26 protein-coding genes are annotated in these 24059 nt (G+C 63.8%); 12 read left to right on the top strand and 14 right to left on the bottom strand.

The window, feature by feature from the left end; genetic code table 11:
* Positions 1 to 38 precede the first annotated feature (38 nt).
* Positions 39 to 497 carry a nuclear transport factor 2 family protein gene (locus FJ490_RS17205; protein ID WP_140496243.1) on the bottom strand — a complete coding sequence of 153 codons (459 nt, stop codon included), beginning with the start codon at positions 495 to 497 and terminating at the stop codon, positions 39 to 41.
* A 90-nt stretch (positions 498 to 587) separates the two neighbouring features.
* Positions 588 to 950: a hypothetical protein gene (locus tag FJ490_RS17200; protein WP_140496244.1), complete on the bottom strand. Its 363-nt coding sequence runs from the start codon at positions 948 to 950 to the stop codon at positions 588 to 590.
* An 80-nt stretch (positions 951 to 1030) separates the two neighbouring features.
* Here FJ490_RS17200 and FJ490_RS17195 point away from each other — a divergent pair, with 80 nt between their 5' ends.
* Both FJ490_RS17195 and FJ490_RS17190 read left to right on the top strand, forming a co-directional pair.
* Entirely contained in the window at positions 1031 to 1609 is a 579-nt protein-coding gene (locus tag FJ490_RS17195) for a TetR/AcrR family transcriptional regulator (RefSeq protein ID WP_140496245.1), read from the top strand.
* A 472-nt stretch (positions 1610 to 2081) separates the two neighbouring features.
* Entirely contained in the window at positions 2082 to 2876 is a 795-nt protein-coding gene (locus FJ490_RS17190) for an SDR family oxidoreductase (RefSeq protein ID WP_140729037.1), read from the top strand.
* A 342-nt stretch (positions 2877 to 3218) separates the two neighbouring features.
* Here FJ490_RS17190 and FJ490_RS17185 read toward each other — a convergent pair whose 3' ends face one another.
* The 3 genes from FJ490_RS17185 to FJ490_RS17175 all read right to left on the bottom strand — a co-directional run bounded on the left by FJ490_RS17185 (position 3219) and on the right by FJ490_RS17175 (position 5898).
* Positions 3219 to 4112 (bottom strand): DUF1194 domain-containing protein, encoded by an 894-nt coding sequence (locus FJ490_RS17185; protein WP_318012902.1) that lies wholly within the window; start codon positions 4110 to 4112, stop codon positions 3219 to 3221.
* Between the two features lie 34 nt (positions 4113 to 4146).
* Positions 4147 to 4788 (bottom strand): hypothetical protein, encoded by a 642-nt coding sequence (locus FJ490_RS17180; RefSeq protein ID WP_246671678.1) that lies wholly within the window; start codon positions 4786 to 4788, stop codon positions 4147 to 4149.
* A gap of 111 nt (positions 4789 to 4899) precedes the next feature.
* Positions 4900 to 5898 carry a DMT family transporter gene (locus tag FJ490_RS17175; RefSeq protein ID WP_140496248.1) on the bottom strand — a complete coding sequence of 333 codons (999 nt, stop codon included), beginning with the start codon at positions 5896 to 5898 and terminating at the stop codon, positions 4900 to 4902.
* A gap of 151 nt (positions 5899 to 6049) precedes the next feature.
* Between FJ490_RS17175 and FJ490_RS17170 the strand changes: the two genes are divergently transcribed.
* The 5 genes from FJ490_RS17170 (at position 6050) to FJ490_RS17150 (ending at position 10309) form a co-directional block, all read left to right on the top strand.
* Positions 6050 to 8023 (top strand): BTAD domain-containing putative transcriptional regulator, encoded by a 1974-nt coding sequence (locus tag FJ490_RS17170; RefSeq protein ID WP_140496249.1) that lies wholly within the window; start codon positions 6050 to 6052, stop codon positions 8021 to 8023.
* A gap of 174 nt (positions 8024 to 8197) precedes the next feature.
* Positions 8198 to 8797: a rod-binding protein gene (locus FJ490_RS17165; protein WP_181165229.1), complete on the top strand. Its 600-nt coding sequence runs from the start codon at positions 8198 to 8200 to the stop codon at positions 8795 to 8797.
* A 13-nt stretch (positions 8798 to 8810) separates the two neighbouring features.
* Positions 8811 to 9236, top strand: a complete 426-nt coding sequence (locus FJ490_RS17160; RefSeq protein ID WP_140496250.1) for a hypothetical protein — start codon at positions 8811 to 8813, stop codon at positions 9234 to 9236.
* Positions 9237 to 9266: 30 nt separating this feature from the next.
* Positions 9267 to 9788 (top strand): hypothetical protein, encoded by a 522-nt coding sequence (locus tag FJ490_RS17155; RefSeq protein WP_140496251.1) that lies wholly within the window; start codon positions 9267 to 9269, stop codon positions 9786 to 9788.
* Positions 9789 to 10024: 236 nt separating this feature from the next.
* Positions 10025 to 10309 carry an SCP2 sterol-binding domain-containing protein gene (locus FJ490_RS17150; RefSeq protein ID WP_140513660.1) on the top strand — a complete coding sequence of 95 codons (285 nt, stop codon included), beginning with the start codon at positions 10025 to 10027 and terminating at the stop codon, positions 10307 to 10309.
* Positions 10310 to 10392: 83 nt separating this feature from the next.
* Here FJ490_RS17150 and FJ490_RS17145 read toward each other — a convergent pair whose 3' ends face one another.
* Positions 10393 to 10950, bottom strand: coding sequence for an N-acetyltransferase (locus tag FJ490_RS17145; protein WP_224646477.1), 558 nt, complete (start codon positions 10948 to 10950; stop codon positions 10393 to 10395).
* Positions 10951 to 11217: 267 nt separating this feature from the next.
* Entirely contained in the window at positions 11218 to 12351 is a 1134-nt protein-coding gene (gene odc2 / locus FJ490_RS17140; protein WP_140513661.1) for an ornithine/lysine decarboxylase, read from the bottom strand.
* A gap of 685 nt (positions 12352 to 13036) precedes the next feature.
* Between odc2 and FJ490_RS17135 the strand changes: the two genes are divergently transcribed.
* The 3 genes from FJ490_RS17135 (at position 13037) to FJ490_RS17125 (ending at position 15853) form a co-directional block, all read left to right on the top strand.
* Entirely contained in the window at positions 13037 to 13936 is a 900-nt protein-coding gene (locus tag FJ490_RS17135) for a LysR family transcriptional regulator (protein WP_140496254.1), read from the top strand.
* Between the two features lie 88 nt (positions 13937 to 14024).
* Positions 14025 to 14693 carry a DUF1007 family protein gene (locus FJ490_RS17130; protein WP_140496255.1) on the top strand — a complete coding sequence of 223 codons (669 nt, stop codon included), beginning with the start codon at positions 14025 to 14027 and terminating at the stop codon, positions 14691 to 14693.
* Positions 14690 to 15853, top strand: coding sequence for a nickel/cobalt transporter (locus tag FJ490_RS17125; protein ID WP_140729036.1), 1164 nt, complete (start codon positions 14690 to 14692; stop codon positions 15851 to 15853). The genes FJ490_RS17130 and FJ490_RS17125 overlap by 4 nt, the downstream gene beginning before the upstream one ends.
* Before the next feature lie 149 nt (positions 15854 to 16002).
* On the opposite strand, the gene denD is transcribed toward FJ490_RS17125, so the two are convergent.
* The 4 genes from denD to FJ490_RS17105 are packed head-to-tail and all read right to left on the bottom strand — an operon-like array spanning position 16003 to position 19005.
* A complete protein-coding gene (gene denD, locus FJ490_RS17120) occupies positions 16003 to 16977 on the bottom strand; it encodes a D-erythronate dehydrogenase (RefSeq protein WP_140729035.1) in 975 nt (324 codons plus the stop codon).
* Positions 16978 to 16989: 12 nt separating this feature from the next.
* On the bottom strand, positions 16990 to 17202 hold the full coding sequence (locus FJ490_RS17115) for a SoxR reducing system RseC family protein (RefSeq protein ID WP_140496258.1): 213 nt from the start codon (positions 17200 to 17202) through the stop codon (positions 16990 to 16992).
* 60 nt (positions 17203 to 17262) lie between these two features.
* Complete coding sequence (locus tag FJ490_RS17110) at positions 17263 to 18291, bottom strand: cation diffusion facilitator family transporter (protein WP_140729034.1); 1029 nt, start codon at positions 18289 to 18291, stop codon at positions 17263 to 17265.
* Between the two features lie 27 nt (positions 18292 to 18318).
* Positions 18319 to 19005 (bottom strand): GNAT family protein, encoded by a 687-nt coding sequence (locus FJ490_RS17105; protein ID WP_140729033.1) that lies wholly within the window; start codon positions 19003 to 19005, stop codon positions 18319 to 18321.
* An 83-nt stretch (positions 19006 to 19088) separates the two neighbouring features.
* On the opposite strand from FJ490_RS17105, the gene FJ490_RS17100 reads away from it, so the two are divergent.
* Positions 19089 to 20273, top strand: coding sequence for a pyridoxal phosphate-dependent aminotransferase (locus FJ490_RS17100; protein WP_140729032.1), 1185 nt, complete (start codon positions 19089 to 19091; stop codon positions 20271 to 20273).
* Between the two features lie 148 nt (positions 20274 to 20421).
* Positions 20422 to 20796, top strand: coding sequence for a YciI family protein (locus FJ490_RS17095; protein ID WP_140496262.1), 375 nt, complete (start codon positions 20422 to 20424; stop codon positions 20794 to 20796).
* A gap of 87 nt (positions 20797 to 20883) precedes the next feature.
* Here FJ490_RS17095 and FJ490_RS17090 read toward each other — a convergent pair whose 3' ends face one another.
* The 3 genes from FJ490_RS17090 to FJ490_RS17080 form a co-directional block, all read right to left on the bottom strand.
* Positions 20884 to 21636, bottom strand: coding sequence for an SDR family oxidoreductase (locus FJ490_RS17090; protein WP_140522375.1), 753 nt, complete (start codon positions 21634 to 21636; stop codon positions 20884 to 20886).
* 484 nt (positions 21637 to 22120) lie between these two features.
* Positions 22121 to 22861 carry a tellurite resistance TerB family protein gene (locus tag FJ490_RS17085; protein WP_140650205.1) on the bottom strand — a complete coding sequence of 247 codons (741 nt, stop codon included), beginning with the start codon at positions 22859 to 22861 and terminating at the stop codon, positions 22121 to 22123.
* A 115-nt stretch (positions 22862 to 22976) separates the two neighbouring features.
* Positions 22977 to 23906: a rhodanese-related sulfurtransferase gene (locus FJ490_RS17080; RefSeq protein WP_140729031.1), complete on the bottom strand. Its 930-nt coding sequence runs from the start codon at positions 23904 to 23906 to the stop codon at positions 22977 to 22979.
* Positions 23907 to 24059: the final 153 nt, after the last annotated feature.

Raw genomic sequence — 24059 nt, 5'->3', positions numbered from 1 at the left:
TCCGCATTGCGGAGGATCGTAAAAAGGCGACGTTTCAGCTAACTTGTTATCTGCTCGGCGGCAGCTTCCTCGAGGCCAGCTGCCGCTTGGACGGCAAGACCGCGAGCCGCTGCCTGTGAATCGTAAAATTCCTCCAGCGCATGGACCCTGCCCCACCGCAGGGTAAACACGTGGAGACCTCGGTTGATGTACGACGTGTCGCCGTTAAGCAGGGTCGCGGTGCCATCCCACTGGGCAAACACAGTGGTATGCCACGGCCAGCCCTCCACCCAGATGTGATTGACCCTGAGACGGAGGGTGGGCAGAACACGGCCGAGGCGTTCAAACCAGCGGCGCAGGGCTTCCTTGTCGTGGCGCTCTCCACCAAGCGCGTGGGCGCCGCCAACCCGATGATGGACATGCGGCGCGAGTGCTTTCACCGCCGCATCCCAGCGATGATTGTTGACGTCATCGAAGCTCTTTCGGATCGATTTCTCGACAAAATAGCTATATAGCATATCACTCTCCTCCAACTCATTCGGTAGCGCGATCGAAGGTACCTGTGGCGAGCTGTTCGGACGCAGCCGACGCCACGCACGGTCTGCGCGTCAGCGCATTGTCGCGTCGGCTCGCAGGTATGTGTCGGTCTCGGTCGAGATCGTGACCTCCTCGCCCGACCTTGAGAACGCGTAAAGCGAATCCTGGTGGCCCGGCATGGAAAAGGCCACGGAGTCGCCGTCAGCAAGGCCCATGACGAAGCGCAGCGGATCACCTCCGATCTTCGGCGCGAAGGTGGCGGTGACCTCCAGCAGGCCGCCGTTGACCGGGACGTAGTAGACCACCATGTCGAGCTGTCCCTCGTGCAGGCTGGCAGCTTCGATCGGGCGTCCGATGGTCGCTTCCTCGGCAAAAGCCGGTTTCGCAAGAAACATCGCGGCCAGAACGGACGCACTCAGGGTTTTGCGGATCATCTCATATCTCCTTTTTTGGATTGCGTTCGACCTCTATATAATGTATAGATTACGAATGCAATCTAAAAAAGGAGATGGCGATGCGCGTAAGTCGCACTCAGGCCGCGGAAAACCGCGAAACCGTGATCAATGTGGCAAGCCGCCTTTTTCGGGAGCGAGGTTTTGACGGCATTGGCCTCAAGGATCTGATGAAGGGCGCCGGGCTGACCCAGGGCGCCTTTTACAAGCAGTTCGAGTCAAAGGACGACCTGGCGGCGCAGGCATCCAGGCGCGCGATGGAAAGCGCCACCGACAAGTGGTCGGCCGCGACCGCGGCAAACCCTGGGAAACCGCTCGACGGGGTGATCTCATTCTACCTCAGTATGGATCATCGCGCGGAAAAGATGGACGGCTGCCCGGTCGTCGCGCTCGGCTCGGATGCGGCCAGGCAAGGCGCCGAGGTGAAGGCCTCATTCGAGGCCGGCATCAAGGAGTACCTCGAGATGCTCGGCAGTTGGGTTGGCGAGGACGACAGCGAAAAGGCCGGCGACAAGGCAATGGCCGTTCTCTCGACAATGGTCGGCGCGGTCATGCTCTCGCGGGTGGTCAACGACCCCGACCTCGCGCAGGCTTTTCTGGATGCGGCGGCCGATCAGGTTCGCGAGACAGTCGCCATCTGAACCATGCGGGCAGCGGCGCCTGATCCATCGCTCACCGCTCGGACCGAACCGCCGCGCGCGACTGCGAGGAAGTAACGGATAGTCGTCCCAGCCGGTCGATCATGGAGAAGTTCGCGTCGTCACGTGAAGCCTCCGGTGCGATTTCGCACCACCGTAATGCGTATCTTCCGACTGCATAGCGCGCCTGGGCATGCCTACCTCTTGGCGTGAGGCAGCGGCGATGCGTCCGCCCGAAGGAGAAGCGCGATGAGCTATTCCACCATGAGATTTGGGGCTGTTGGCCAGGCATTGGCCCGTATGTTCGGCCGCCAGGAAATGGCGGTGTGCGTGGCAAGCACCCGGCTCGGCGCCCTTCGGCACTAACATCGGAACGCCTGCGCGCGCTCGCGCGGCTCATCTAGCTGAGCGGCATCAGCTGACCTCCGGGCCATCTGTCCGGTCGTCCGGCCATTTATAATCGGAGATCAAGGGCATGAACATCGAACTCAAGGGCCGCAAGGCCATCGTCACCGGATCGACCGCCGGCATCGGCCGCGCGATCGCCGAAGGGCTCGCGCGCGCAGGCTCCGCCGTCGTCGTCAATGGACGTACGGAAGAGCGGGTCGCCGCGACGCTCCGGGAACTGCGCGCGCTGCTGCCTGACGCCGACCTCACCGGCATTGCCGCCGATCTCGCGACGGCCGAGGGCTCGGCGGCGCTCGCGGCGCAGGCGCCGGATGCCGACATCCTCGTCAACAATGTTGGCACTGCAGGTCCCAATGGCTTCTTCGAGCAGGACGACGCCGCATGGCTCGACCTCTTCCAGCTCAACGTGATGAGCGGCGTGCGCGCCGCGCGCCACTATATGCCGGGTATGGTCGAGCGCGGGTGGGGACGGGTCGTCTTCATCAGCAGCGAGTCCGCGCTCGCTATCCCCAAGGAGATGATCGACTACGGCATGACCAAGACCGCGTTGCTGGCCGTGTCGCGCGGGCTGGCCGAACTTGTCGGTGGCACCGGCGTCACGGTCAACGCTGTCCTGCCGGGGCCGACCGACTCCGAGATTCTCGGCGGCTGGATGAAGGCCACCGCGAAGGAGCAGGGCATCACGCAAACGGACGCCGAGCATAATTTCCTGAAATCGCTGCGTCCGACCACGCTCATCAACCGGTTCGCGACAACCGAGGAAGTCGCGAACATGGTCGTCTACACCTGCTCCGAGCAGGCCTCGGCGACCACCGGCGCCGCACTGCGCGTCGACGGTGGTGTGCTCCGCTCGATCGGATGAGCCGCGTCCCACCGCCGCGGTGGCATGAGGGTCGCCGCGGCTGAGCCAGCCTCAAATCGGCGCCGGCTCGGGTGACTCCTGTCGGCAGCGATTGTCGGATCGTCGAGCCGCCTGGGGTGCGCCGCCGATCGACCGGGCCGAGGTCAAGATCGACGAGGGGCCGTGGATCGCCAAGAAACATACCTGTCGGGAGAGCAACGGACAGGTGACCGCCGTATTCAGGTCAGTTGACGGCTCGGCGCGTCGAGCCGAGCAGCCTGGAAGCTGTGTTTGCTGATGCCAGGAGCCGCCGTCTGCTCTCGGCCCTTACGCGTGCGTGCAGCAATGCGCCACTGTCCGGAATTACGGTTGGGAAGAGCGCTCGTCCGCCGGTTGCGGGAATTGCCCTTCGTTGTTCATGCTTACTTCTGTGACCAGCTTGCGGCGAAGCGCCGTGCTGTAATCGTTTGGCCCTTTCGGCGTCATGACGAAGGCCTGGGAACCGCCAATGACCGATTTGGCAAAATAGGATGCCAGCGAATTGCCGGGATCGTCGCCTTCGGTGGGAATGGCGATCGCGTTGATCGTATATCCCTTGGCAATGGCGTTCAGCCTGCTCGGCTGAACAGGAAGTCCGTCGTTGTTCTCACCATTGGAAGAGATATCGATGACCTTCTTGGCGGCATTTCCAGGAAACTGGTCCAACAGAAGACTGCCAATGTCGATAGCCGAGGAAACCGATGTTCCGGATCGCCCTCGACGGATGACGCCGGTATCCCCTTTCCTGCTGATCTCCGCCGCCGCCGCTCTTGCATCTTCCAGTCCGCAAATGCTTGTCCACGGCAGTATGGTGCGTGCGTGTCCGGGGCTCGACCATTCAAAGTAGGCCACGCCGATGCAGCCGACGTAATTCCGGCCGATGGCGGCGATGATCTCGGGCGACGTGAGTGCCGCGGCATGTCCCTCGCGTTGCAGATCGGCGATCTTTGGATCAATCGATGACGAGAAGTCGACCGCGAACACGATGGCAACGTCGACATTCGCCGCATGCGCCGGGAGATTCCAGAACGCAGAAGCTGCAAGTATCCCCGCCAGTCTCAGGAGTGAATTGGCTCGCCTTGCCAGCCCCCTTCCCGATGGCTTTGTGGGCGAAAAAAGATTGGCCCCGCCTATCGGCTGCACCCGCCCGCGAAAGGAGACCGCTCCAGAAGAGGGACCGGCGTCCTGATACATACCTATAAACATGCCATTCTCCATCGCGACAACCGATCGTTGTCAAAGCCGCCCATTTTCAACATGTGGAAATTTGACGAGGGACCTTGGACCCGACGCCGAACAGCAGCAGATCGGCCTTGGTCCACAAAAGATAACAGCCGAGTAACGTCAGCGGCATGATGAGTGCCGCGAAGGACTCGCCCGACCAGACCACCGGCAAAGCCTGGCCGAGGGCGACGGTTGTCGCCACCACTGCCGGCAACCTGCTGGCGAGCACCGCACTGCGGAACGGATCGGGCCAGGCGGTCGGCCACACCGGAACCGGCCTGCCCGGCCTGTGAAAGGTGCTGCCGAACTTGCCGAGCGCATGCAGCAAGCCGGAGGTCGCCGCAAGCAACGGGTCGCCGAGCAGCAAGAGCGCGATGCCGAGCCCGATTGCGCCTAATCCCGAGAGGAAGTCGCCCAGACGATTGAGGGCGGGATCGGGAACATCCGGCTTTGCCCAAGCCCGGTGGTAGGCTTCGCCGCCCCAGAAAAAGACGAGGGTAGCCAAGGTGAGCGCAACAGTGCCATGGCTGCCCGCGAAATAGTCCATCACCGCCGCGATGACAGCGCTTTCCTCATGCTGGCCGACTGGCGCGGCCGCAATTTGGGTTGCAAGACCTACGATGAGGCCAAGCGCGTTGCCACTGTTGTAATAGCCGCCGGGTCCCTTCATGCGGGCACCAAGGGCCGATCTCAAATGTGCGAGCGGAAGAAGGACTGTCCACGCGTTCATCGCAGCGCACCCGCGGCCTGTCCGGCCGCGCTCGATACGGCGACGTTCGCATCAGCGGCAGTGGTCATCGCATTCCTCCACCGGACCTGAACTGTTGACGCGGCGTTCGCCTGCCCCGCTTGCCGGCGCTGTTGCAAAGGCAGGGGCAATGTCGAAGCGTTGGTTCGAAGCGGTCCGCAAGGACGCACGTGCCTGCGGCGCTCGGTTCGATCGTGCCACGGAAAGGATCGCACCGAGAATGATCGCTGCTCCCAAGGCGCCCGGCCACGAACTCCGCTCGCCCAGAAAGATCGTCGCGCCCAGCGCCCCGAAGACGCTTTCGGCACTGACGATCACGGCGGCGTGGCTGGCCGGCGTGAAGCGGAGGGCAGCCGTCTGTATGCCGAAGGCTATCGCGGTGGAGAAGACGCCGAGTATCGCCAATTCCGGGCCGGCTGCGAATGCGGCGGCCAGCGACAGGTTGCCTTGCATTGCCCCGAGCGGCAGGGCGAAGACTGCGGCGCCGAGGAATTGTGCCGCGGCGGCGGTGAACGGCCGCGCATGGGCCTGCATGTGCCGGCCGAGCTCGACCGCCCAGAGCGCATAGCAGGCAGCCGACAGGATGGCGGTGAGATCGCCGCTGCCGAGGCCGCCGATCCCATCCGACAAAAGCAGGGCTCCGACCAGGGTCAGCCCGGCAGCGATCGTGAGGCCAGCTGTCGGACGCTCGCCGACGAGCAACCAGGCGGCCAGAGGTGTCATTACGGTTGCCGTGCTCACCAGAAAGCTTGCATTGGTGACCGAGGCTCCGACATAGCAAAGCTGCTGAAGCGTGATGGAGATGGCGAACAGCGCGCCCACCCTGGCCAGGCTCGGAAAATAGCCCGCCCCGATCGCCACTCGCCTTTCGGTCAAGACAAAGGGCAGCACCAGCAGCCCGCCGATCAGGCAACGCAGACTTACCGCGCTCATGGCGTCGAGATGGACCAGCACCGTCTTTTGCGAGACGTTGCCGAAGCCCCACAATGCGGCTGCAAGGAGCAGCAGCAAATTGGCTCTTGTTCTGGACACGCGCCCCCCTTGAACCAAGCATTGCGTTGACTTGGCCGCCTAATTTAGCGAAGTCTAAATGACCTGCCGTCACGGGAGCGCTTGAAGCGCGGTGACGGACGATTGCGGAACGTTAGATTTGCGTTAGAATTTCGTCAGGCTGAGGCAGCAGATGCAAAGTGACGACGGCGGCGCTGCAAATAGAATCTCACTCTTCGGCGGCTTCCGTATTGAAACAACTGGCCCGCTTCGACTGGTCGGGAAACGCGGCCCGGCAATCGTTGCTTATCTGGCCCGATGTCCGGGCATGGCAGCGACGCGGGAGAGACTGGCTGATCTGCTATGGGGCGACAGCGATGGCGAACATTCGCGCAACAGTCTTCGCCAAGCGCTCAGCGTCCTGCGCCGCGATCTCTCGGGTGTCGATCTTATCCATTCCACCGGAGAGTTGATCCACCTCAGGCCAGAGGCGTTCCGGGTCGATGTGGAGGAGTTCGAGACGGGTTTATCGGCCCGCTCCGCGCAGGAACTCGAAAAGGCTCTGGCGAACTACACCGGCCCGTTCCTCGACGGTCTCCATGTGGGAAGCAATGGCTTCGACGACTGGGTCGCGTCGGAACGCGACAGGTTGCTCGGTCGTGCGCTTGAATCGTTCGAGAAACTGGCTCGCCTCGTCGACGCTGAAGCGGGCCTCGTCCTGGCCGATCGCGTCCTGGCTATGGATCCGGCGCGGGAAGAATCCTATCGGCTCAAGATGGAATTGCTCCTTGCTTGTGGTCAACGCGACAAGGCGCTCAGGACATACGAGGCTTGCAGAAGCATGCTGAAGAAGGAGTTCGGCGTCGAAGCCGGCCCTGAGACGCGGGCACTATGGCAGTCCCTGCTGCTCACTTCCGACACGGCGTCACACGCACCGTCGGCAAGTGGTGTTGCGGCCAGCCATCGTCTCGGACACCCCTCCATCGGCGTTGCCGACTTCACCAATCTGACCGGAAAACAAGGCGACAATTTTTTCTCCAAGGGACTGGTCCAGGACATCACGACAGCCCTTTCCGAGGTGGCCGACTATGTCGTGCTCTCCGCGGTTCCCCCGACAGATAAGATCGGCCCGCGCCAGGAAGGTAAAGCGCCGGGAGCGCTGCGCGCACAATATGTGCTCAGCGGCAGCATCCAGAGATCCGGCAATGGGCTGAGGGTGAACATCCAGCTTGTCGATGCCGTCGGCGGTCATCATGTCTGGGCCCAGAAGTTCGACGGCCAGTCCGAGAATGCGCTCGAATTCCAGGACAGGATCGCCCAGTCCGTCGTTCTGGCGGTGATCCTCGAACTTCAACTGACCAACTGGAAGGTCCGCGACAAGAGTCCGCCTGGTCCCCCTGAAGTGCGCAGGTTGGTGAACGAGGCGCTCATGAAATATTTTGAGATGACCCAGGACTCGCTGCTGGTCGGGATGGAACTTGCGACGAAGGCGCTCTCGACAGGGCCCGACAACGCCCGTGCGAAGCGGACGCTCTCGATCATGATTTCCATGGGCATCGCGTTTGGCGCGCTGCCCCGCGAGCAGGGCAATATCGAGTATACGCTGGCGCTTGCCGAGGCCGCGGTGCGGGCGGTGCCGGACGATGAAATTGCCCGGTGCATCTTGTCATTTGCTCTCGAAAGTTGCGGTCGTATCGACGAGGCGATCGTCGAATGCCGGCACGCGATCAGCCTCAACCCAAATTATCCGAGCGGCCACGGCGATATTGCGATGCTCTTCGCGCTGCGCGGGCAGGTCAGCGAAGCCGTGCGCGAGGCGAACGAGGCGATCCGGCTGGGAACCCATGACGTCATCGACTACTGGCGTCACCACGGGCTCGTTATGGCGCTGTTTGCCGGCGGAGACGATCAGCGGGCGCTCGAGGTCGCGCGCAAGGTGGTCAGGACAAAGCCGGGCTTCGTTCGTGGCGCGCTTTATTGGGCCGCAGCCGCGGCCGCAACCGGCAATCGCGATGAAGCGTCGCGGGCCATCCATCATTGCCTGTCACAACTTCCACATCTCAATCTGAGCAATGTCTGCCCTGGCTTTGTGCCGCGCTATGTGAAGGATCATCACCATTCCCGGTTCCTTGAAATGCTGTCGAGGGCCGGTCTTCCTCCGTCCTGAAGCCCCTCGCGTTCGAACGGATTCGGGCGAGACGCCGTCTGCAGGTCGTTCTCGCAAAACCGGAAGCCACTTTTTACGCGACATGCGTTGTTGAAATCTGGCTACGCGGCTTGGATGCAGAGAACCCTGACCTTGCTCCCTCCCCCCGCAAGCCTGCCACAAGCTTGTTGAGGCATGGTCTGGCCAAGGAAAACCGATAAAAGGCGGACTTTCTTGGCGATCTCTCCACCCAGCGACATCGTGATGGATGTTGTCCGAGCAGCCGAGCCGGCGGATCTCGCGGCCGCGCGCGCCGCACTGACCAGGCATGCGGGCGGCGTTGCCGGCAGCTTTTCGGTCGAGGCCGCTTCGGCCGAGACGATGCTCTCGCGCGCCACCGCCGACCAGGCCCTGGCGGCCGATCCATCCAAGAAGTTCAAGAAATTCGAAGCCATGGTGCTCCAGACCTTCATCCAGAACATGATGCCCAAGGACACCGAGGGCGTGTACGGCAAGGGCCTGGCCGGCGACATGTGGAAATCGCAGCTCGCCGAGCGCGTCGCCGACGTCATGGCCGAGCGTGGTGGCATCGGCATCGCCAAGTCGCTGCTCGCCGACCATTATCTCGAAGGCAAGCGCAAGGTGCCGATCGGCCCGGTCTCCGGCGGGCCTGAAAAGACCGAGATCGACCGGCAGAGCCGTCTGTCCACCTCGCTCGTCCAGGAACTGCAGCGCAAGGCCGCCAGGTCCATGACCGGCGATGAAACGACCACAAAGACAGACATCAAGATCTAGACTGGGAAACGCCATGGCCGACTTTTCGGAATTCACCGCCAACCTGCCGGCGCGCACGGCCACATCGGAAGCCCCGGTCGCACTCGCGCGGCCCGGAAACCTTGCCGCCATCATCGGCCGCATCGAGGAAGTCGTCGAGCAAGAAACGGCCGGGCTGCGCAGCGACACCGGCTACGACCTCAAGGCATCGAACGCGCGCAAGAGCCGCTATCTCTATGAACTGACCCGTGCCATGCGCGGCGGCAGCGAAGCCGAGTTCCTCGAACAGCACCGCGAAGGCCTTGTCCGGCTTCGCCAGAAGCTTGCGAAGAACGAGGCAGCGATCCTGGCGCATCTGAGCGCCGTCAACGAGGTCGCTGGCCTGTTGCGCACCGCCATCCAGCGCGCCGAAACCGACGGCACTTATTCCGCCGGCGAGTTCGGCCGGGCGCGCGGTTAGCGCGCGGTGGTCGCCGGCTCGGGTGCCTGAATGGTCAAGGTCATCGCCATCGCGGTCTGGATCTGCGTCGCCACCCTCGGCGCGGTGTTCTATTCGTTCCAGGCCGCCGGCGAACGCGGCGTCGGCGAAAAGCCGAAGCCGATGCTGGGCGGGCTGGACTACGTCAAGACCGAGGTCATCTCGGTGCCGCTGATCCGCAACGCCAGGATCGACGGTTATTTCCTGACCAAGTTGGTCTACACGGTCGAACCCGAGCAGATCAAGAAACTGTCGATCCCGGCCGAGGCACTGATCACCGACCAGGTCTATTCCTACCTGTATTCCAATCCGCAGATCGACTTCACCAAGAAGGAGACGATCGACCTCGACGCCTTCCGCGCCGCGATCCGCGATACCGTCAACACACGCGTCGGCGCCACACTGGTGCATGAGGTTCTGGTCGATCAGGTCAATTTCCTGAGCAAGGATGAGATACGCGACAACTGGTTGCGCCGCCGGCAGGAAGCCGGCGCCACTGCGTCCGAGATGACCAAGGCCTTCAAGTCGCATTGAGCCCCCGGGCATGCCACTGGCCAGGCACGGTGATCCGGTCCTCGCCCGGTGCGGCGATAGGAACCAGGCCCTGCAATTCGCGTTGACGTAAACGTCAATCCAAAGCTATATGCGGCAGCGACCGTGGCCGCGAAGATGCATGGCCCTCGGGCGGATCGATGTGTCGTGGCGCGACAGATGCAACCAGATAAGCAGATGCAACCGAACAGGCAGATGCAACCAGACAGGAGAACAGCGTGAGCGTTCAGGAGATTGCCGACAAGATCAGGTCGCGCGTGGCCAGCAGCGGGTTCGATCGTTCCGTGAAATTCGACACCGGCAGCGATGGCGTCATCGTCATCGACGGCGCCGATGTCTCGACCACCGACGGCCCCGCCGACTGTACCATCAAGCTCTCGCTCGACGATCTGGACTCGCTGATATCGGGCGATCTCAACCCGACCATGGCGTTCATGACCGGCAAGATAAAGGTCGAAGGCGACATGTCTGTCGCCATGGCGCTCAGCCAGTTGATCGGCTGAGACAGAAGACCGCCGAGACTGTTCTCGGGACGAAAACGCCGCCGTTTCGGGCGGCGTTTTTCGTTCGTTTGGGGCTCAGCGCCTCAGGCCGCCAGCGTCGGCGCCTTCAGCTTGCGCCCCGCGGCCTTCAGCGTGCCATGGACGCCGTCGAGCGCGCCCTCCACCAGTTCCACCGCGAGCAGCCGATGCCGCTCATACGGGCCCGGCATGGCCAGCGAACCGGTCTTTGCGGCTGAGAAGCCGAAGCGGCCGTAATAGGGCGCGTCGCCGACCAGCAGGATCGCCGCGTGGCCGAGACGCGCGGCTTCGGCGACCGCATGGCGCATCAGCGCCGAGCCGATGCCGGCACTCTTGAGCGAAGGAGCGACCGCCAGGGGCCCAAGCAACAGTGTTGCCGGACCGCCCTCGCCCAGCGTGACGTCCCAGAGCCGCACCGTGCCCATCACGGCGCCCGATGCGTCGCGCGCGACGAAAGCCAGGCCTTCCGAGGGCCGCCGGCCCCGCCGCAGCTTCTCCGACGACTTCGTCTTGCGCTTCGGCCCCATGGCGGCATCGAGCAACGCCTCGCGCGCCGCGATGTCATCAGGCGTTTCGGCAACGATGGCGAAAGCACGGGCACTCTCCCCCCTCGAGGGGGAGATGTCGCCGAAGGCGACAGAGGGGTTCGCCGCGCGTGAAGCGCTAGCCCCATGCGGTCCAAGAGACGTCGAGGCGGCTGAGACAAACCCCTCCGGCCACTTCGCGCCCATCTCCCCATCTGAGGGGGAGATGTCGCGCGCAGCGCCTTCGACAACGAAATTTGCAATGTCCATTTCCGCGATCCCTTCACGAGCGGAGACTGTTCCACAGGCGAGCCCGGATGGGCGACAAACGCCCACCTGGGATGATCTGACGGTTCTTTCGAACCGTCAGATCACGTAGGATCGGAGAGGCTCGAAGCCGTTGAAGGCGACCGCCGAATAGGTGGTCGTGTAGGCCCCGGTGCCTTCGATCAGCACCTCGTCGCCGATGGTCAGCGACAGAGGCAGCGGATAGGGCGTCTTCTCATACATCACGTCCGCCGAATCGCAGGTCGGGCCGGCGAGCACGCAAGGCGCGGTTTCCGTGCCGTCATGCGCGGTCACTAGGGGATAGCGGATCGCCTCGTCCATCGTCTCGGCCAGGCCGCCGAATTTGCCGATGTCGAGGAACACCCAGCGCACATTGTCGTTGTCCGCCTTCTTCGAGATCAGCACGACTTCCGACTTGATGACGCCGGCATTGCCGACCATGCCGCGGCCCGGCTCGATGATCGTCTCGGGAATGGCGTTGCCGAAATGCTTGCGCAGCGCCGAGAAGATGGCCTGGCCGTAAGCCTGGGCCGCCGGCACGTCGCGCAGGTAGCGCGTCGGGAAGCCGCCGCCCATATTGACCATCTTCAAGACGATGCCTTCTTCGGCGAGCGTCGAAAACACGGTCTTGGCATCGGCCAGCGCGCGATCCCAGGCCGTCAGGTCGGTCTGCTGCGAGCCGACATGGAACGACACGCCATAGGCGTCGAGCCCGAGCGCCTTGGCATGGCGCAGCACGTCGACGGCCATCGCAGGCACGCAGCCGAACTTGCGCGACAGCGGCCATTCGGCGCCCTCGCCATCGGTCAGCACGCGGCAGAACACGCGGGCGCCTGGAGCGGCGCGGGCGATCTTCTCGACCTCCTCGACGCAATCGACGGCGAACAGCTTGATACCGAGCTGGTAGGCGCGCGCGATGTCGCGCTCCTTCTTGATGGTGTTGCCGAAGGAGATGCGGTCCGCCGGCGCACCGGCGTCCATCGCCATCTCGACTTCGGCAACGGAAGCGGTGTCGAAGGACGAGCCCATCGCAGCAAGGAGGCGCAGGATTTCCGGCGCCGGGTTTGCTTTCACCGCATAGTAGATCCTGGAATCGGGGAGCGCCTTCTCGAAGGCGCGGAAATTGTCGCGCACGACATCAAGGTCGACGACGAGGCAAGGACCGGTCGGACGTCGGGTGGCGAGGAAGTCGAGGATGCGCTGCGTGGCCATCGGGTTTCTCCATCACGCCTTTCGGCGCGCACAAGGGTGCGGACGCGGGCTGTCGGCCTCGCGAACACGCGGTGGACAAAGGCGGGACGGAAATCCATGGAACCAGCCGGTGGAGACCCCGGAACCATGAAACGCCGTCTCGCGGCGATGAACCTTGGCCTTGCCCGGCTTCGGTTCGCTTTGTCTGCCTTGGCTTGGACTGGGAGAACCCCGTTCCGCACTGCCGGCAATGATGGTGTGCCTCTTCAGTAACCCCGGTCTTTGGACAACCGGCAGAGAACCAGAAAGGCCCGCACCGTCGTTGCTTCAAGGTGTCCTCGGTCTGGCGGTTGGCCGCTAAACCGACTGGAGGGGTTGGCTCCAGTTACCTTACCGATTTCCCTCACCATTCAGAGGATCGGCGGACACCCACAGGCACGTGCGACTTTGGGCAAGCGCGATATAGGGGCAGAGAGATTCACAATCAATAAAAATCGTATCGTAGGTTGTAAAAATTCCGGCATCGAACAATGTTGGTTTCACCGTATCCGGATATCGAACGATGACAGGCACGCACGACCCTCTCGACCCCCTTCTGCACCCTCGCAAGATACCGGTGGGCCGGCCTGTCGCTGGCCGTTCCGGCGGCGACATTGCCCTGATACGGCTCGGCCGAAATCTCGACGCCGCACGAAAGGCCTGATTCATGGACACACTGACCCGCATGCGCGCCTTCATCGACGTGGTCGAGGCCGAGGGCTTTTCGGCGGCGGCGCGCAAGATCGGCCGCTCCAAGGCGCTGCTGTCGAAATATGTGCGCGAGCTGGAGGACGAGCTCGGCGCGCTGCTGCTCAACCGCACCACCCGCCAGTTCTCGATGACCGAGGCCGGCCACACCTATTATCGCCGCGCCTCCGAGATCGTGCGCGAGGTCGACAGTCTTGCCGATGCCGTGCGCGAATCCTCCGGCGACGTGCGCGGCAGGATCAAGCTGTCTGCGCCGCGCACCTTCGCCGACGCGCCGATCGGCCAGTCGCTGATCGACTTCGCCAAGCAATATCCCGACATCGTGCTCGACATCCAGCTGGACGACCGCTTCGTCGACCTCGTCGAGGAAGGCTTCGATCTCGCGGTGCGCATCTCGCGCCTGGAGAACTCGTCGCTGATCGCCAGGCGTCTGGCGCCGTTCTCGACGCGGCTGTGCGCATCTCCCGAACTCATCGCAAAACATGGCATGCCGGTGCGCGCGCAGGATCTCGGCCGCATGCCCTGCATCGTCGACACCAATGGCCGCGGCTTGAACAACTGGCAATTCAAGGGAGACGGCGAGGATACGGTGAGCGTCTCGGTCTCCGGCCCGATCGAAGTCAACAGCCCGATGGCGGCGCGGGCTGCTGCCCTGTCGGGGTTGGGATTTGCCATCCTGCCCGATTTCATCGCCGTGCCGGATATTGCGAGCGGCCGGCTGGTGACGGTGCTGGATGACCGCACCCTGTCGGGCGCCGGCATTTTCGCCGTCTATCCGCACCGGCGCTATTTGCCCGCCAAGGTGCGTGTCTTCGTCGATTTCCTGGTCCAGTGGTTCAGGACGCGCGAAACCGCATGACCGCCTTCAATTGCGGCGCGGTCCCATTTTCGCCCCCTTTCTGGTAACTGTCGACTTCTCTCCGAAGCCAAGGGAATCGCGACCGCGAATGCATCTGAGACGGCACGCAATCATGCTGGCTTCGGCCCTGGCGGCGACATTGGCCGCCGTTGGACCGGCAGAGGTGCATCCGCACGTTTTCGCCGAGGCCCGCCTCGACGTGATCCTCTCCCCGGATCACCAAAGCGTGAAAGCGCTGCGCCATCTCTGGCGCTTCGACGATCTGTTTTCCAGCACTGTCATGATGGAGTTCGACAAGAATTCCGACCTGAAGCTTGACGACAAGGAGTTGAAGGAGGTCGCCGACACGGTCCACGCCTCGCTGGCCGAATTCAACTACTTCCAACTCGTCACCCAGGACGGCAAAGACGTGCCGATGACGCCGCCGCCGCATCTGATGGCCAATTTCGACAACGACCAGCTGATCATCCTGTTCGAGTCCGAACCGAAGGCGCCGATCAAGCTCGCCGGCAAGATCGATATCGGCGTCTACGATCCGACCTTCTACACGGCGATCGATTTCACCGAGGACGCCAACATCACGGTCGAGGGCCTGCCCCCGAACTGCACCGACAAGGTGGTCCGCCCCGACCCGGATGAGGCCATCAAGGAAAACCAGAAGACCCTGACAGACGCCTTCTTCAACGACCCGACAGGCACCGACATGAGCAAGATCTTTGCCACCAAGCTCGAACTGACCTGTCAGCCAGAAGGATGAACCCGGTGATGAGACCGTCCCTGCGTTTGGCATTCGGCTTGTTGGCCATCAGCTTCGCGATGGTGCATTTCGCCGGCTCGGCTCATGCCCAGAGCTCGCTCGGCATCGGCGTCAACGATGGCATGGCGCCGACCACCGGCCCGTTCGCCCACATACTGATGTGGATCAACCTGCGGCAGCAGGAGTTCTATCGCGCGCTCGCCACGGCGATGAAGGCGATGCGCCAGGACAACAGCAAGCTCTGGGTGCTCATCGGCCTGTCCTTCGCCTACGGCATTTTCCACGCCGCCGGCCCCGGCCACGGCAAGGCGGTGATCTCGTCCTACATGGTCGCCAACGAAGTGGCGCTGCGGCGTGGCATCCTGTTGTCGTTTGTCTCGGCCCTGCTGCAGGGCCTGACCGCTGTCGCGGTCATGGCGGTCGCCTATTTCGTCCTGCGCGGCACCGCCGTCTCGATGACCGATGCGGCCTGGTTCATGGAGATCATGAGCTTCGTCTTCGTCACCCTGTTCGGCGCCTGGCTGCTGTGGCGCAAGCTCGGCCCTTCCATCCTGCGCCTGTTCGGCAGAGGTCCCGCTTACAGCCTGTCGGCGGCTCACGCCGGGCATTCTCACGCGAGCCATTCGCATGCCGCTCACAGCCATTCGGCGCACGCGCTGCATCAGCATGATCATCATGACCACGGGCATGACCATTCGCACGATCATCATGACCACGGCGCGCATGACCATCACCACGATCATGGCGCGCACGATCACGCGCACGCGGCGGGCGAGGTCTGCGAGACCTGCGGCCACTCGCATGCGCCCGATCCGGCGCTGCTGTCGGGCGACCGCTTCGACTGGCGCACCGCCTGGACGGCGGTGGCCGCGGTCGGAATCCGCCCCTGCTCCGGCGCGCTGATCGTGCTCAGCTTCGCCCTGCTCAACGGTCTGTGGCTCGGCGGCCTGCTGTCGGTGCTGGCGATGTCGATCGGCACCGCCATAACCGTCTCGGCGCTGGCGACGATCGCGGTGACCGCAAAGAACTGGGCGGTGTATTTCGCCGGCGACGGCCGCATGGGCAACCGCATCCATTCGATCGTCGAGATCGGCGGCGCCGCCTTCGTGTTCCTGTTCGGACTGCTGCTGCTGTCGGCGAGCCTGACGGGTGGCGTTTGACCCGGAAGTAGCGCCCCAAGGTGTGTTGAGATTCAGGTCAGGCCGCGCCGAGAACGGTTGATATCGAGAACCGGAGCGGAGCGTACTTAAAGTACGTGAGCACCGGAAGCGCAGGTATCAGCCGTTCGCAGGCCGGCGTCACCTGAATATCAATACACCTTGCCGCCCAGTTCATCCTCGATATGAGCGCGGATAATCTCGTCAAAACTCTTCTCGGCGCTGAAGCCGAGTTCCCTTGACCGCCGCGCCTCGAACCGCGTCGGCCAGCCCTTGACGATCGCCCAGATCGTCTCGTCAGGCTCCTCGCGGATCAGGCTCACCGCCTTCGGCCCGGCGATGCGTTCCAGCGCCTCGATCTGCTCGCCGACGGTGACGGCGACGCCTGGCATCGTCAGGTTGCGGCGCGGCCCGACGGCGGCGCCGTCGATCCCGGCCGCATGGATCAGGAAATTCACCGCCGATCGCGGGCTGGCGTGGGTATGGACGACGGTGTGCGGCACCGGCAGGATCGCCTCCTGACCGTTCAGCGGCTCGCGGATGATGCCGGAGAAGAAGCCGGAGGCCGCCTTGTTCGGCTTGCCCGGCCGCACGCAGATGGTCGGCAGCCGGATGCCGATGCCGTCGAAGAAGCCGCGCCTGGAATAGTCGGCCAGCAGCGCCTCGCTCATCTGCTTCTGCGTGCCGTAGGAGGTCAGCGGCGTCGTGTGGAATTCATCGGGAATGACGTCCGGGAACGGCGCGCCGAACACCGCGATCGACGAGGTGAACACGACGCGCGGCGCAAACCCAGCCAGGCGGACGGCATCGAACAAGGCGCGCGTGCCGTCGAGATTGACGCGGTAGCCGAGATCGAAATTGGCTTCCGCCTCGCCCGATACGATGCCGGCGAGATGGAACACGACGTCGGGCCGCGACGCGACCAGCCTCTCGGCGGCGCCCGCCTCGGCGAGATCGCCGGTATGGCTGTGGATGCTGACGCCGTCGATGGCCGGCGCCTGTGGCGGTACGATGTCGTGCAGGTCGAGCGCGGTGATCTTCTGGCCGCGCAGCCTGCCGTCCTTCGCCAGCCGTGCAATGAGCTTGCGGCCGACCATGCCGGCGGCGCCCGTGATCAGAATGCGCATGTCGAACTTCCCTTATTTGCCCTGATTTTTGCGTTGGCTGCGCGCGCGCAGCCAGAACACCAAGAAAAACGCCAGCACGAACGCGGTGCCGAAGATGCCGGCCAGCACGGTCGACAGATCGCCGAGGGCCAGCATGATGTTTGGCAGGAAATAAACGGCAATGCCGAACAGCAGCATGATCGACAGCGCGGCGATGGCGGCGTTCTTGCTATCGCGATCCATTATGCTGTCCCGGCGTGGCCAGGGGTCGTCGAGCTCGGATTCAAGGCGCTTGGATTCCCTGCGTCAGTGATGATGGCCATGATGCAAAGCCGCGTCATGCCCCTGGTGGTGATCATGGTCATGACCATGGTCGTGCTCGTCGCCGTCGTCGGCGCACTGGCCGAATTCAGGTTCCACCGTGGCATGGCTGATGCCATGCTCCGACGCAAGCCGCTTCTTGATCGCGCTGACCGCCTTGTGCGCGTCCACGCCCTCGTTGAGGCATGCATGCAGCGTCGCCATGCTGCTGGTGCCGTCGATCGACCAGATATGCATGTGGTGCACCTCGCGCACCCCCTGGACCGTCGTCGCGATGTCGCTGGCGATCAGGTCCCGGTCGAGGCTCGGCGGCACCCCTTCGAGCAGGACGTGGGCGGCCGCGCGCATCAGCGACCATGCCGTGGACAGGATCAGCAGCGAGACCAGCACCGACAGGATCGGATCGATCGGGGTCCAGCCGGTGGCCAGAATGACGATCGCCGCCACGATTGCCGCGGCCGAGCCGAGCAGGTCGCCGAGCACATGCAGGATGGCGCCGCGCATGTTGAGGCTCTCACGGTCGCCGCCATGCAGCACCAGGAAGGAGCCGATGTTGACCAGCAGGCCGAGGATCGCCACCACCAGCATCGGCCCGCCCAGCACCGGCGCCGGCGTCTGCAGGCGCTCCCACGCCTCGTAGACGATCCACAGCGCGATGACGAAGATGGCGATGCCGTTGGTGTAGGCCACCAGCGTCTTGACCCGGCCGAAGCCATAGGTCAGGCGGACGGTCGCCGGCCGGTCCGCAAGATGAAACGCATACCAGGCCAGGCCGAGCGCAATGGCGTCGGCAAGCATGTGGCCGGCATCGGCCAGCAGCGCCAGAGAGCCGGTGAAGAGGCCGCCAAGCGCCTCGGCCACCATGAAGCCTGCCGTCAGGCAGGCCGCGATCAAAACGCGCTTCTTGTCGGTCGAGCCATGACTATGCCCGCTGTGGCCGTGCCCGCTGTAGCCGTGCCCGCTGTGGTCGTGCCGGCTGTCGTCGTGCCGGCTGTCGTCGTCACTGTGCGCCAATGGCAAACTCCCATGCCCGGATTCAGCTCAAGCGCCGAATTCCGCGCGAAAATCCTCGAGCCGTCGTTTCTGCTGGCCGGCACCGTCGAAATTGGCCGGATCGAGCCACGCCTCGTAGGCTTTGCGCAAGGCCGGCCATTCCTTGTCGATGATCGAATACCATGCGGTGTCGCGGTTTTCACCCTTGACGATCAGGTGCTGGCGGAAAACGCCCTCGAACTTGAAGCCGAACCGTTCCGCGGCGCGCTTCGACGGCTCGTTGCGGTTGTTGCATTTCCATTCGTAGCGGCGATAGCCGAGCTCGTCGAAAATGTATTTCATGAACAGGAACTGCGCTTCCGTCGCCGCCGGCTTGCGCGCGATGAGCGGCCCCCAATAGATGTTGCCGATCTCGATGACGCCATAGGCCGGATCGATGCGCATCAACGTCTGGCGCCCGGCGACCTTGCCGCTCGGTTTGTCGATGACGGCGAAGAACAGCGGATCCTCGCTCGCCTCCACCTTGTCCAGCCAAGGCTGGAAGGCGGCGCGGGTTTCCGGCGGATAGTCGGGCAGCCAGGCGAAGCGGCCATCGACGTCGGCCACGGAAGACGCTTCATAGAGGCCATCGCCGTGCTTGGCGGCGCTCAGCGGCTCAAGCCTGACATAGCGGCCCTCCAGCACCTTGCGCTCCGGGCGCGGACGCGGTTGCCAGTTCTTGAGATTTTCCGACACCGAAAGCTCCAATCCGTTTGACTTTTGCGGGCCGAAGCTCACAAAAACGCAACCGCATAGCAAGAACCACACGGACGGGAAAAATGCTCCACACGATTTCGGCCTTCGATCGTCTCGGCGAGGAAAACGCCTTCGCCGTGCTCGCGAGGGCCACGGCACTCGCCCAACAAGGCCGCGACATCGTCAATCTCGGCATCGGCCAGCCCGACTTCAAGACGCCGCAGCACATTGTCGAGGCGGCGATCAAGGCGCTGCGCGACGGCCACCACGGCTACACGCCGGCGAACGGCGTGTTGGCGACGCGCGAGGCGGTGGTGCGCCGCACGCTGACCACGACCGGGGTCGAGGTATCGCCCGAGGCGGTGATGATCCTGCCCGGCGGCAAGCCGACCATGTTCGCCGCCATCCTGATGTTCGGCGAGCCCGGCGCCGAGATCCTCTATCCCGATCCCGGTTTTCCCATCTACCGCTCGATGATCGAGTTCACCGGTGCGGCACCCATTCCCGTGCCGATGCGCGAGGAGAACGGCTTTGCCTTCTCGGCCGATGAGACGCTGGCGCTGATCACCTCGAAGACGAGGCTCCTGATCCTCAACTCGCCGGCCAACCCGACCGGCGGCGTCACACCGCGCGCCGAGATCGAGAAGCTGGTCAAGGGACTGGAGGCACATCCGCAGGTGGCCATCCTCTCCGACGAAATCTACGACGTGATGACCTATGACGGCGAAAAACACTGCTCGCTGCTCGGGTTTCCTGAAATCCGCGACCGGCTGATCGTGCTCAACGGCTGGTCGAAGACCTGGGCGATGACCGGTTGGCGCATGGGCTGGTCGATCTGGCCGAACGGCGACAAGGGCGCCCATCTCTACGACAAGGTGCGCAAGCTGGCGGTCAATTGCTGGTCCTGCGTCAACGCGCCGAGCCAGTTTGCCGGCATCGCGGCCATCGACGGCCCGCAGGACGACGTCGACAAGATGATGCGCGCCTTCGACCGCCGCAGGAAGATCGTGGTCGAGGGACTGAACGCCCTGCCAAACATATCCTGCATCACGCCCAAGGGCGCCTTCTATGCCTTCCCCAACGTGTCGAAGACCGGCTGGAAGGCGAAGCAACTGGCCTCGGCCCTGCTTGACGACGCCGGCGTGGCACTGATCGGCGGCCCCGATTTCGGCATTCTCGGCGAGGGCTATGTCAGGCTCTCCTACGCCAATTCCGAGGAGAACATTTTGCGCGCGCTGGACAGGATCGGAGCGTTCCTGGCCAAGTGAGGCCTCCGGCGTTCGCCGCGAGCCCGCATCGATTGCCGCTGGCGGCATGGCAATGTCATGATGCGTCGGGAGGCGCATGGCCAAAGACTGTGCCTGCGTGCGGGGAGCCGCTACGATCGTTGGATCAGGATCGAAATGGGGTGCCTCGATGTTTTATGCAATTCTTGCCTATCACGTGGAAGACGCGATCAAGGCACTGACGCCGCAGGAAGATGCGGCACTGATGACCGACCTGCTCAAGATCCACGACGGGCTCTATGCGAACGGCAGCCTCGGCCCCTCGGCGCGGCTTGGAGCGACCCAGTCGGCCTGCACCTTGCGCGGACCCGGCGACGGGATCGTCATCGACGGCCCCTTCGCCGAGACCAAGGAACAGCTTCTCGGCCTCTATGTCGTCGATTGCGCCAAGCGCGATGACGCGATCGCCATCGCGCGCGATCTGCGCCGCGTCAACCCGACCGCCGTCTACGAGATCCGCCCGATCGCGCTCTATCTGCCGGGCGTGGCGCTGGCGGGGGCCTAAGGCAACTCCAGAAAAAGTGCGTAGAGGTTTTCCCGGGAAAAGCGCGTAGCGCTTTCCCTTGGGAATTGCGCAAAAATAAAGGCTTGGTCAGCCTCTGCCCACGAACGGCATCTTGGTCGCCATCACGGTCATGAACAGCACATTGGCCTCGAGCGGCAGGCTGGCCATGTGGACGACGGCGTCGGCCACGTGCTGGACGTCCATCACCGCTTCGGCGGCAATGGAGCCGTTGGCCTGTGGCACGCCGACCGTCATCGGTTGCGCCATGTCGGTCAGCGCATTGCCGATGTCGATCTGGCCGCAGGCAATGTCGTAGGGGCGGCCGTCGAGCGCCAGCGTCTTGGTCAGCCCGGTGATGGCATGCTTGGTCGCGGTATAGGGCACCGATCCCGGGCGCGGCGCGTAGGCCGAGATGGAGCCATTGTTGATGATGCGGCCGCCCATCGGTTTCTGCTTGCGCATGGCGCGGAAGGCCGCGCGGGCGCACAGGAACGAACCGGTGAGGTTTACGCCCACAATATCGTTCCACACCTCGACCGGGATCTCGTCGATCGGCGCCGACTTGTAGCCCATGCCGGCATTGTTGAAGAGCAGGTCGACGCGGCCGAACGCCTCCGCCACCGTCTCGAACAAATCATCGACCTCGCCGGGCTTGCTGATGTCGCAGGCGACAGCCAGTGCCTTGGCATCCGTCTGCCCGGCCGCGGCGATCGCCTCGTCCAGCACCCCCTTCCGGCGTCCGCAGAATACAGTGTTCCAGCCGGCTTTGAGCAGCGCGGTGGCGACGCTCTTGCCGATGCCCGTGCCGGCGCCGGTGACGATGGCGGTTTTTTCGGTCATGGCAGATATCCTCCGGCTGCGCCGCATTTGGCTCGACTGATTTTCAGGTGGTCCAGGGGCAAAAGGCATCGCAAATGACGGCGGCGATGGCAAGCGGGACGCTGGTGTCCAGGGCAACGAATCCAAGCTGACAGGTTTCGTCCGGCCTTCGACCGCGCGCTGTCGAGGGAGCATTGAACGGAAAACCCGCCTGTGCGGCGGGTCCCTGGCGCAACTCAGCACCATAACCAAATATCTACCATAGTTGCCGTCACCCAGTCAAGGAAAAAATTCCTATCACGGGTTCGGAGCCTGGCCGGGTGCCGAAAGGTGCAATTCCTTTTTGGGAGAAGCCCGGAGGGCCGACAAAAAGGGCGGTCATTGGCGACCGCCCTGATCTGGACCGGACTTGGGAGGAGGAAAGCCGATCCGACTGTCTAGAATCATGCGCTTCCTGGGTTAACGAGAGGTTAACGCCACGAAGGCCCGCCTGTTCCGTTTTGGCCTACCAGCGTGGATTGGGTGAGGTCCCGGCCTTGGCAGCCGGCACTTTGGCCGCCGAAACCGTTGCCTCGACATGGTCGATCAGCGCATCCGGCAGGCCGAGCCGGCCCGCGAGCAGATCGAGATAGCCGCGCTCGGCGCGTGTGTCGGGATCGATTGTAAGGCGCGACGCGGTGTAGAGCTCAAGCTTCTGCGCGTCGGTCTTGGCGCCGGCCACCAGCGTGTCGAGGTCGAGCGGGTTCTCCAGCTCCGCCATCAGGAATTTTTCCGCATCGGAACCGATCCCCGCGAGGCTCAGCTTGCCGGCGATCTTCTTGCGCTCCTCGTCGTCGACATGGCCGTCGGCCTTGGCCGCCGAGATCATCGCCCGCACCAGGGTCAGCGTGAATTCGTCCTCGCCCTGCGGCGCTTGCGACGGGTGGAACGCAGTGTCCTTCGGCGGCGGCAGCAATTCCGGTTCGCCGGCCGCCGGCGCCTGCTCGGGTGCATTGCCGGCCTTATAGTTCTGGTAGGCCTTGTAGGCGAGGCCACCGATCGCTGCCAACCCGCCGAGCTTGACGGCGGCACCGGTGACCTGGCGCCCGGCGCCGGTTCCAAGCAGCACCGCGGCCAGCGCGCCCGCCGCAAGAGGATTGTCCTTGGCCATCTGCACCGCCTGTCCGGCCTTGTCGCGGACCGTGCCGCCGGTGCCGGGAATTTGCGAGCCGAGCAGATCGTCGAGAAGCTTCTTGGGATCGAACATCAATGCCTCCAGGATTGCCCGGCCGAACGGGCAGGTTTCGAACGCCGAAGACGTAGGTCCCGAAACCTGGCATTGCAATGACGGACGCCGCTTTGCCCCGGCCCAGGCGCCTTGATCAGGACCCGATATGCGGTCCCCTGCCCCGCGCCTGCGCCAGCTCGACCTGCCGCTGGCGCTCGGCATAGCGCTGGCGGTCGTCGTCCGACCGAGCGTCGAAACAATGCGGGCAGGAGACGCCGGCGGCAAATTTCGGCGATGTCAGCTCGTCCAAGGTCAGTGGATGCCGGCAGGCGCGGCACAGCTCGGCGTCGCCCTCGGCGAGGCCGTGCGACACCGAAACCCGTTCGTCGAAGACGAAGCATTCGCCTTGCCACAGGCTTTCCTCGGCCGGCACCTCTTCGAGGTATTTCAGGATGCCGCCCTTGAGATGGAACACCTCCTCGAAGCCGAGCGACCTGACATAGGCCGTCGCCTTCTCGCAGCGTATGCCGCCGGTGCAGAACATGGCGACCTTGCGGCCTTCCAGCTCCACGCGGTGCTCTTCCACCCAGGCCGGGAATTCGCGAAAGCTCGCGGTCGCCGGATCGATGGCGCCCTTGAAGGTGCCGATCGACACTTCGTAGGCGTTGCGCGTGTCGATGACGATCGTGTCGGGTTGGGAAATCAGCGCGTTCCAGTCGGCCGGCGCGACATAGGTGCCGGCACTCTTCGCCGGGTCGATGTCTTCGACACCCATGGTGACGATCTCGCGCTTCAGCCGCACCTTCATGCGGTGGAAGGGCGTTTGCGCGGCGCTGCTGTATTTCACCTCGAGGCCGGACAGCCCGTCGATGGCTTCGAGATGGTCGATCAGTTCGGCAATCGCCGCATCGCTGCCGGCGACCGTGCCGTTGATGCCTTCATGCGCCAGAAGCAGCGTACCCCTGATGCCGCGCCCACAGCAGAAGGCAGCCAGTGGCGCCCGCAGCACCTCGAACGCGTCGAGCCGGGCAAATTTGTAGAGCGCGGCGACGCGGACAGGCTGGGATGGCGCGGACGGTGTCATTGCCAGAGCAACTAGACGCTCGTAAAAGCCGTTTCAAGGTGAAACGGGTTTGACGGCCTGCCATGGCCCTGTTCCGGAAGAGCCCGTAAGCTACCCGGCGTGCGTGACATCACGACACGCCCGGTTGCGTGGACAGGAAAATACCCGTCTGCT

This window comes from Mesorhizobium sp. B2-5-11 (assembly GCF_006440835.1).
In the GTDB taxonomy this organism is placed as follows: Bacteria; Pseudomonadota; Alphaproteobacteria; order Rhizobiales; family Rhizobiaceae; genus Mesorhizobium.
Note: the sequence above shows the minus strand (reverse complement) of the source record. Positions and strands in the feature narration are given on the sequence as shown.

What these genes read in the sequence shown, in the direction of transcription:
- FJ490_RS17205 (WP_140496243.1), bottom strand. Translation starts at nt 497, where the DNA reads ATGCTATATAGCTATTTTGTCGAGAAATCGATCCGAAAGAGCTTCGAT.
- FJ490_RS17200 (WP_140496244.1), bottom strand. Translation starts at nt 950, where the DNA reads ATGATCCGCAAAACCCTGAGTGCGTCCGTTCTGGCCGCGATGTTTCTT.
- FJ490_RS17195 (WP_140496245.1), top strand. Translation starts at nt 1,031, where the DNA reads ATGCGCGTAAGTCGCACTCAGGCCGCGGAAAACCGCGAAACCGTGATC.
- FJ490_RS17190 (WP_140729037.1), top strand. Translation starts at nt 2,082, where the DNA reads ATGAACATCGAACTCAAGGGCCGCAAGGCCATCGTCACCGGATCGACC.
- FJ490_RS17185 (WP_318012902.1), bottom strand. Translation starts at nt 4,112, where the DNA reads ATGGAGAATGGCATGTTTATAGGTATGTATCAGGACGCCGGTCCCTCT.
- FJ490_RS17180 (WP_246671678.1), bottom strand. Translation starts at nt 4,788, where the DNA reads ATGAAGGGACCCGGCGGCTATTACAACAGTGGCAACGCGCTTGGCCTC.
- FJ490_RS17170 (WP_140496249.1), top strand. Translation starts at nt 6,050, where the DNA reads ATGCAAAGTGACGACGGCGGCGCTGCAAATAGAATCTCACTCTTCGGC.
- FJ490_RS17165 (WP_181165229.1), top strand. Translation starts at nt 8,198, where the DNA reads ATGGTCTGGCCAAGGAAAACCGATAAAAGGCGGACTTTCTTGGCGATC.
- FJ490_RS17160 (WP_140496250.1), top strand. Translation starts at nt 8,811, where the DNA reads ATGGCCGACTTTTCGGAATTCACCGCCAACCTGCCGGCGCGCACGGCC.
- FJ490_RS17155 (WP_140496251.1), top strand. Translation starts at nt 9,267, where the DNA reads ATGGTCAAGGTCATCGCCATCGCGGTCTGGATCTGCGTCGCCACCCTC.
- odc2 (WP_140513661.1), bottom strand. Translation starts at nt 12,351, where the DNA reads ATGGCCACGCAGCGCATCCTCGACTTCCTCGCCACCCGACGTCCGACC.
- FJ490_RS17135 (WP_140496254.1), top strand. Translation starts at nt 13,037, where the DNA reads ATGGACACACTGACCCGCATGCGCGCCTTCATCGACGTGGTCGAGGCC.
- FJ490_RS17130 (WP_140496255.1), top strand. Translation starts at nt 14,025, where the DNA reads ATGCATCTGAGACGGCACGCAATCATGCTGGCTTCGGCCCTGGCGGCG.
- FJ490_RS17125 (WP_140729036.1), top strand. Translation starts at nt 14,690, where the DNA reads ATGAACCCGGTGATGAGACCGTCCCTGCGTTTGGCATTCGGCTTGTTG.
- denD (WP_140729035.1), bottom strand. Translation starts at nt 16,977, where the DNA reads ATGCGCATTCTGATCACGGGCGCCGCCGGCATGGTCGGCCGCAAGCTC.
- FJ490_RS17100 (WP_140729032.1), top strand. Translation starts at nt 19,089, where the DNA reads ATGCTCCACACGATTTCGGCCTTCGATCGTCTCGGCGAGGAAAACGCC.
- FJ490_RS17095 (WP_140496262.1), top strand. Translation starts at nt 20,422, where the DNA reads ATGTTTTATGCAATTCTTGCCTATCACGTGGAAGACGCGATCAAGGCA.
- FJ490_RS17090 (WP_140522375.1), bottom strand. Translation starts at nt 21,636, where the DNA reads ATGACCGAAAAAACCGCCATCGTCACCGGCGCCGGCACGGGCATCGGC.
- FJ490_RS17085 (WP_140650205.1), bottom strand. Translation starts at nt 22,861, where the DNA reads ATGTTCGATCCCAAGAAGCTTCTCGACGATCTGCTCGGCTCGCAAATT.
- FJ490_RS17080 (WP_140729031.1), bottom strand. Translation starts at nt 23,906, where the DNA reads ATGACACCGTCCGCGCCATCCCAGCCTGTCCGCGTCGCCGCGCTCTAC.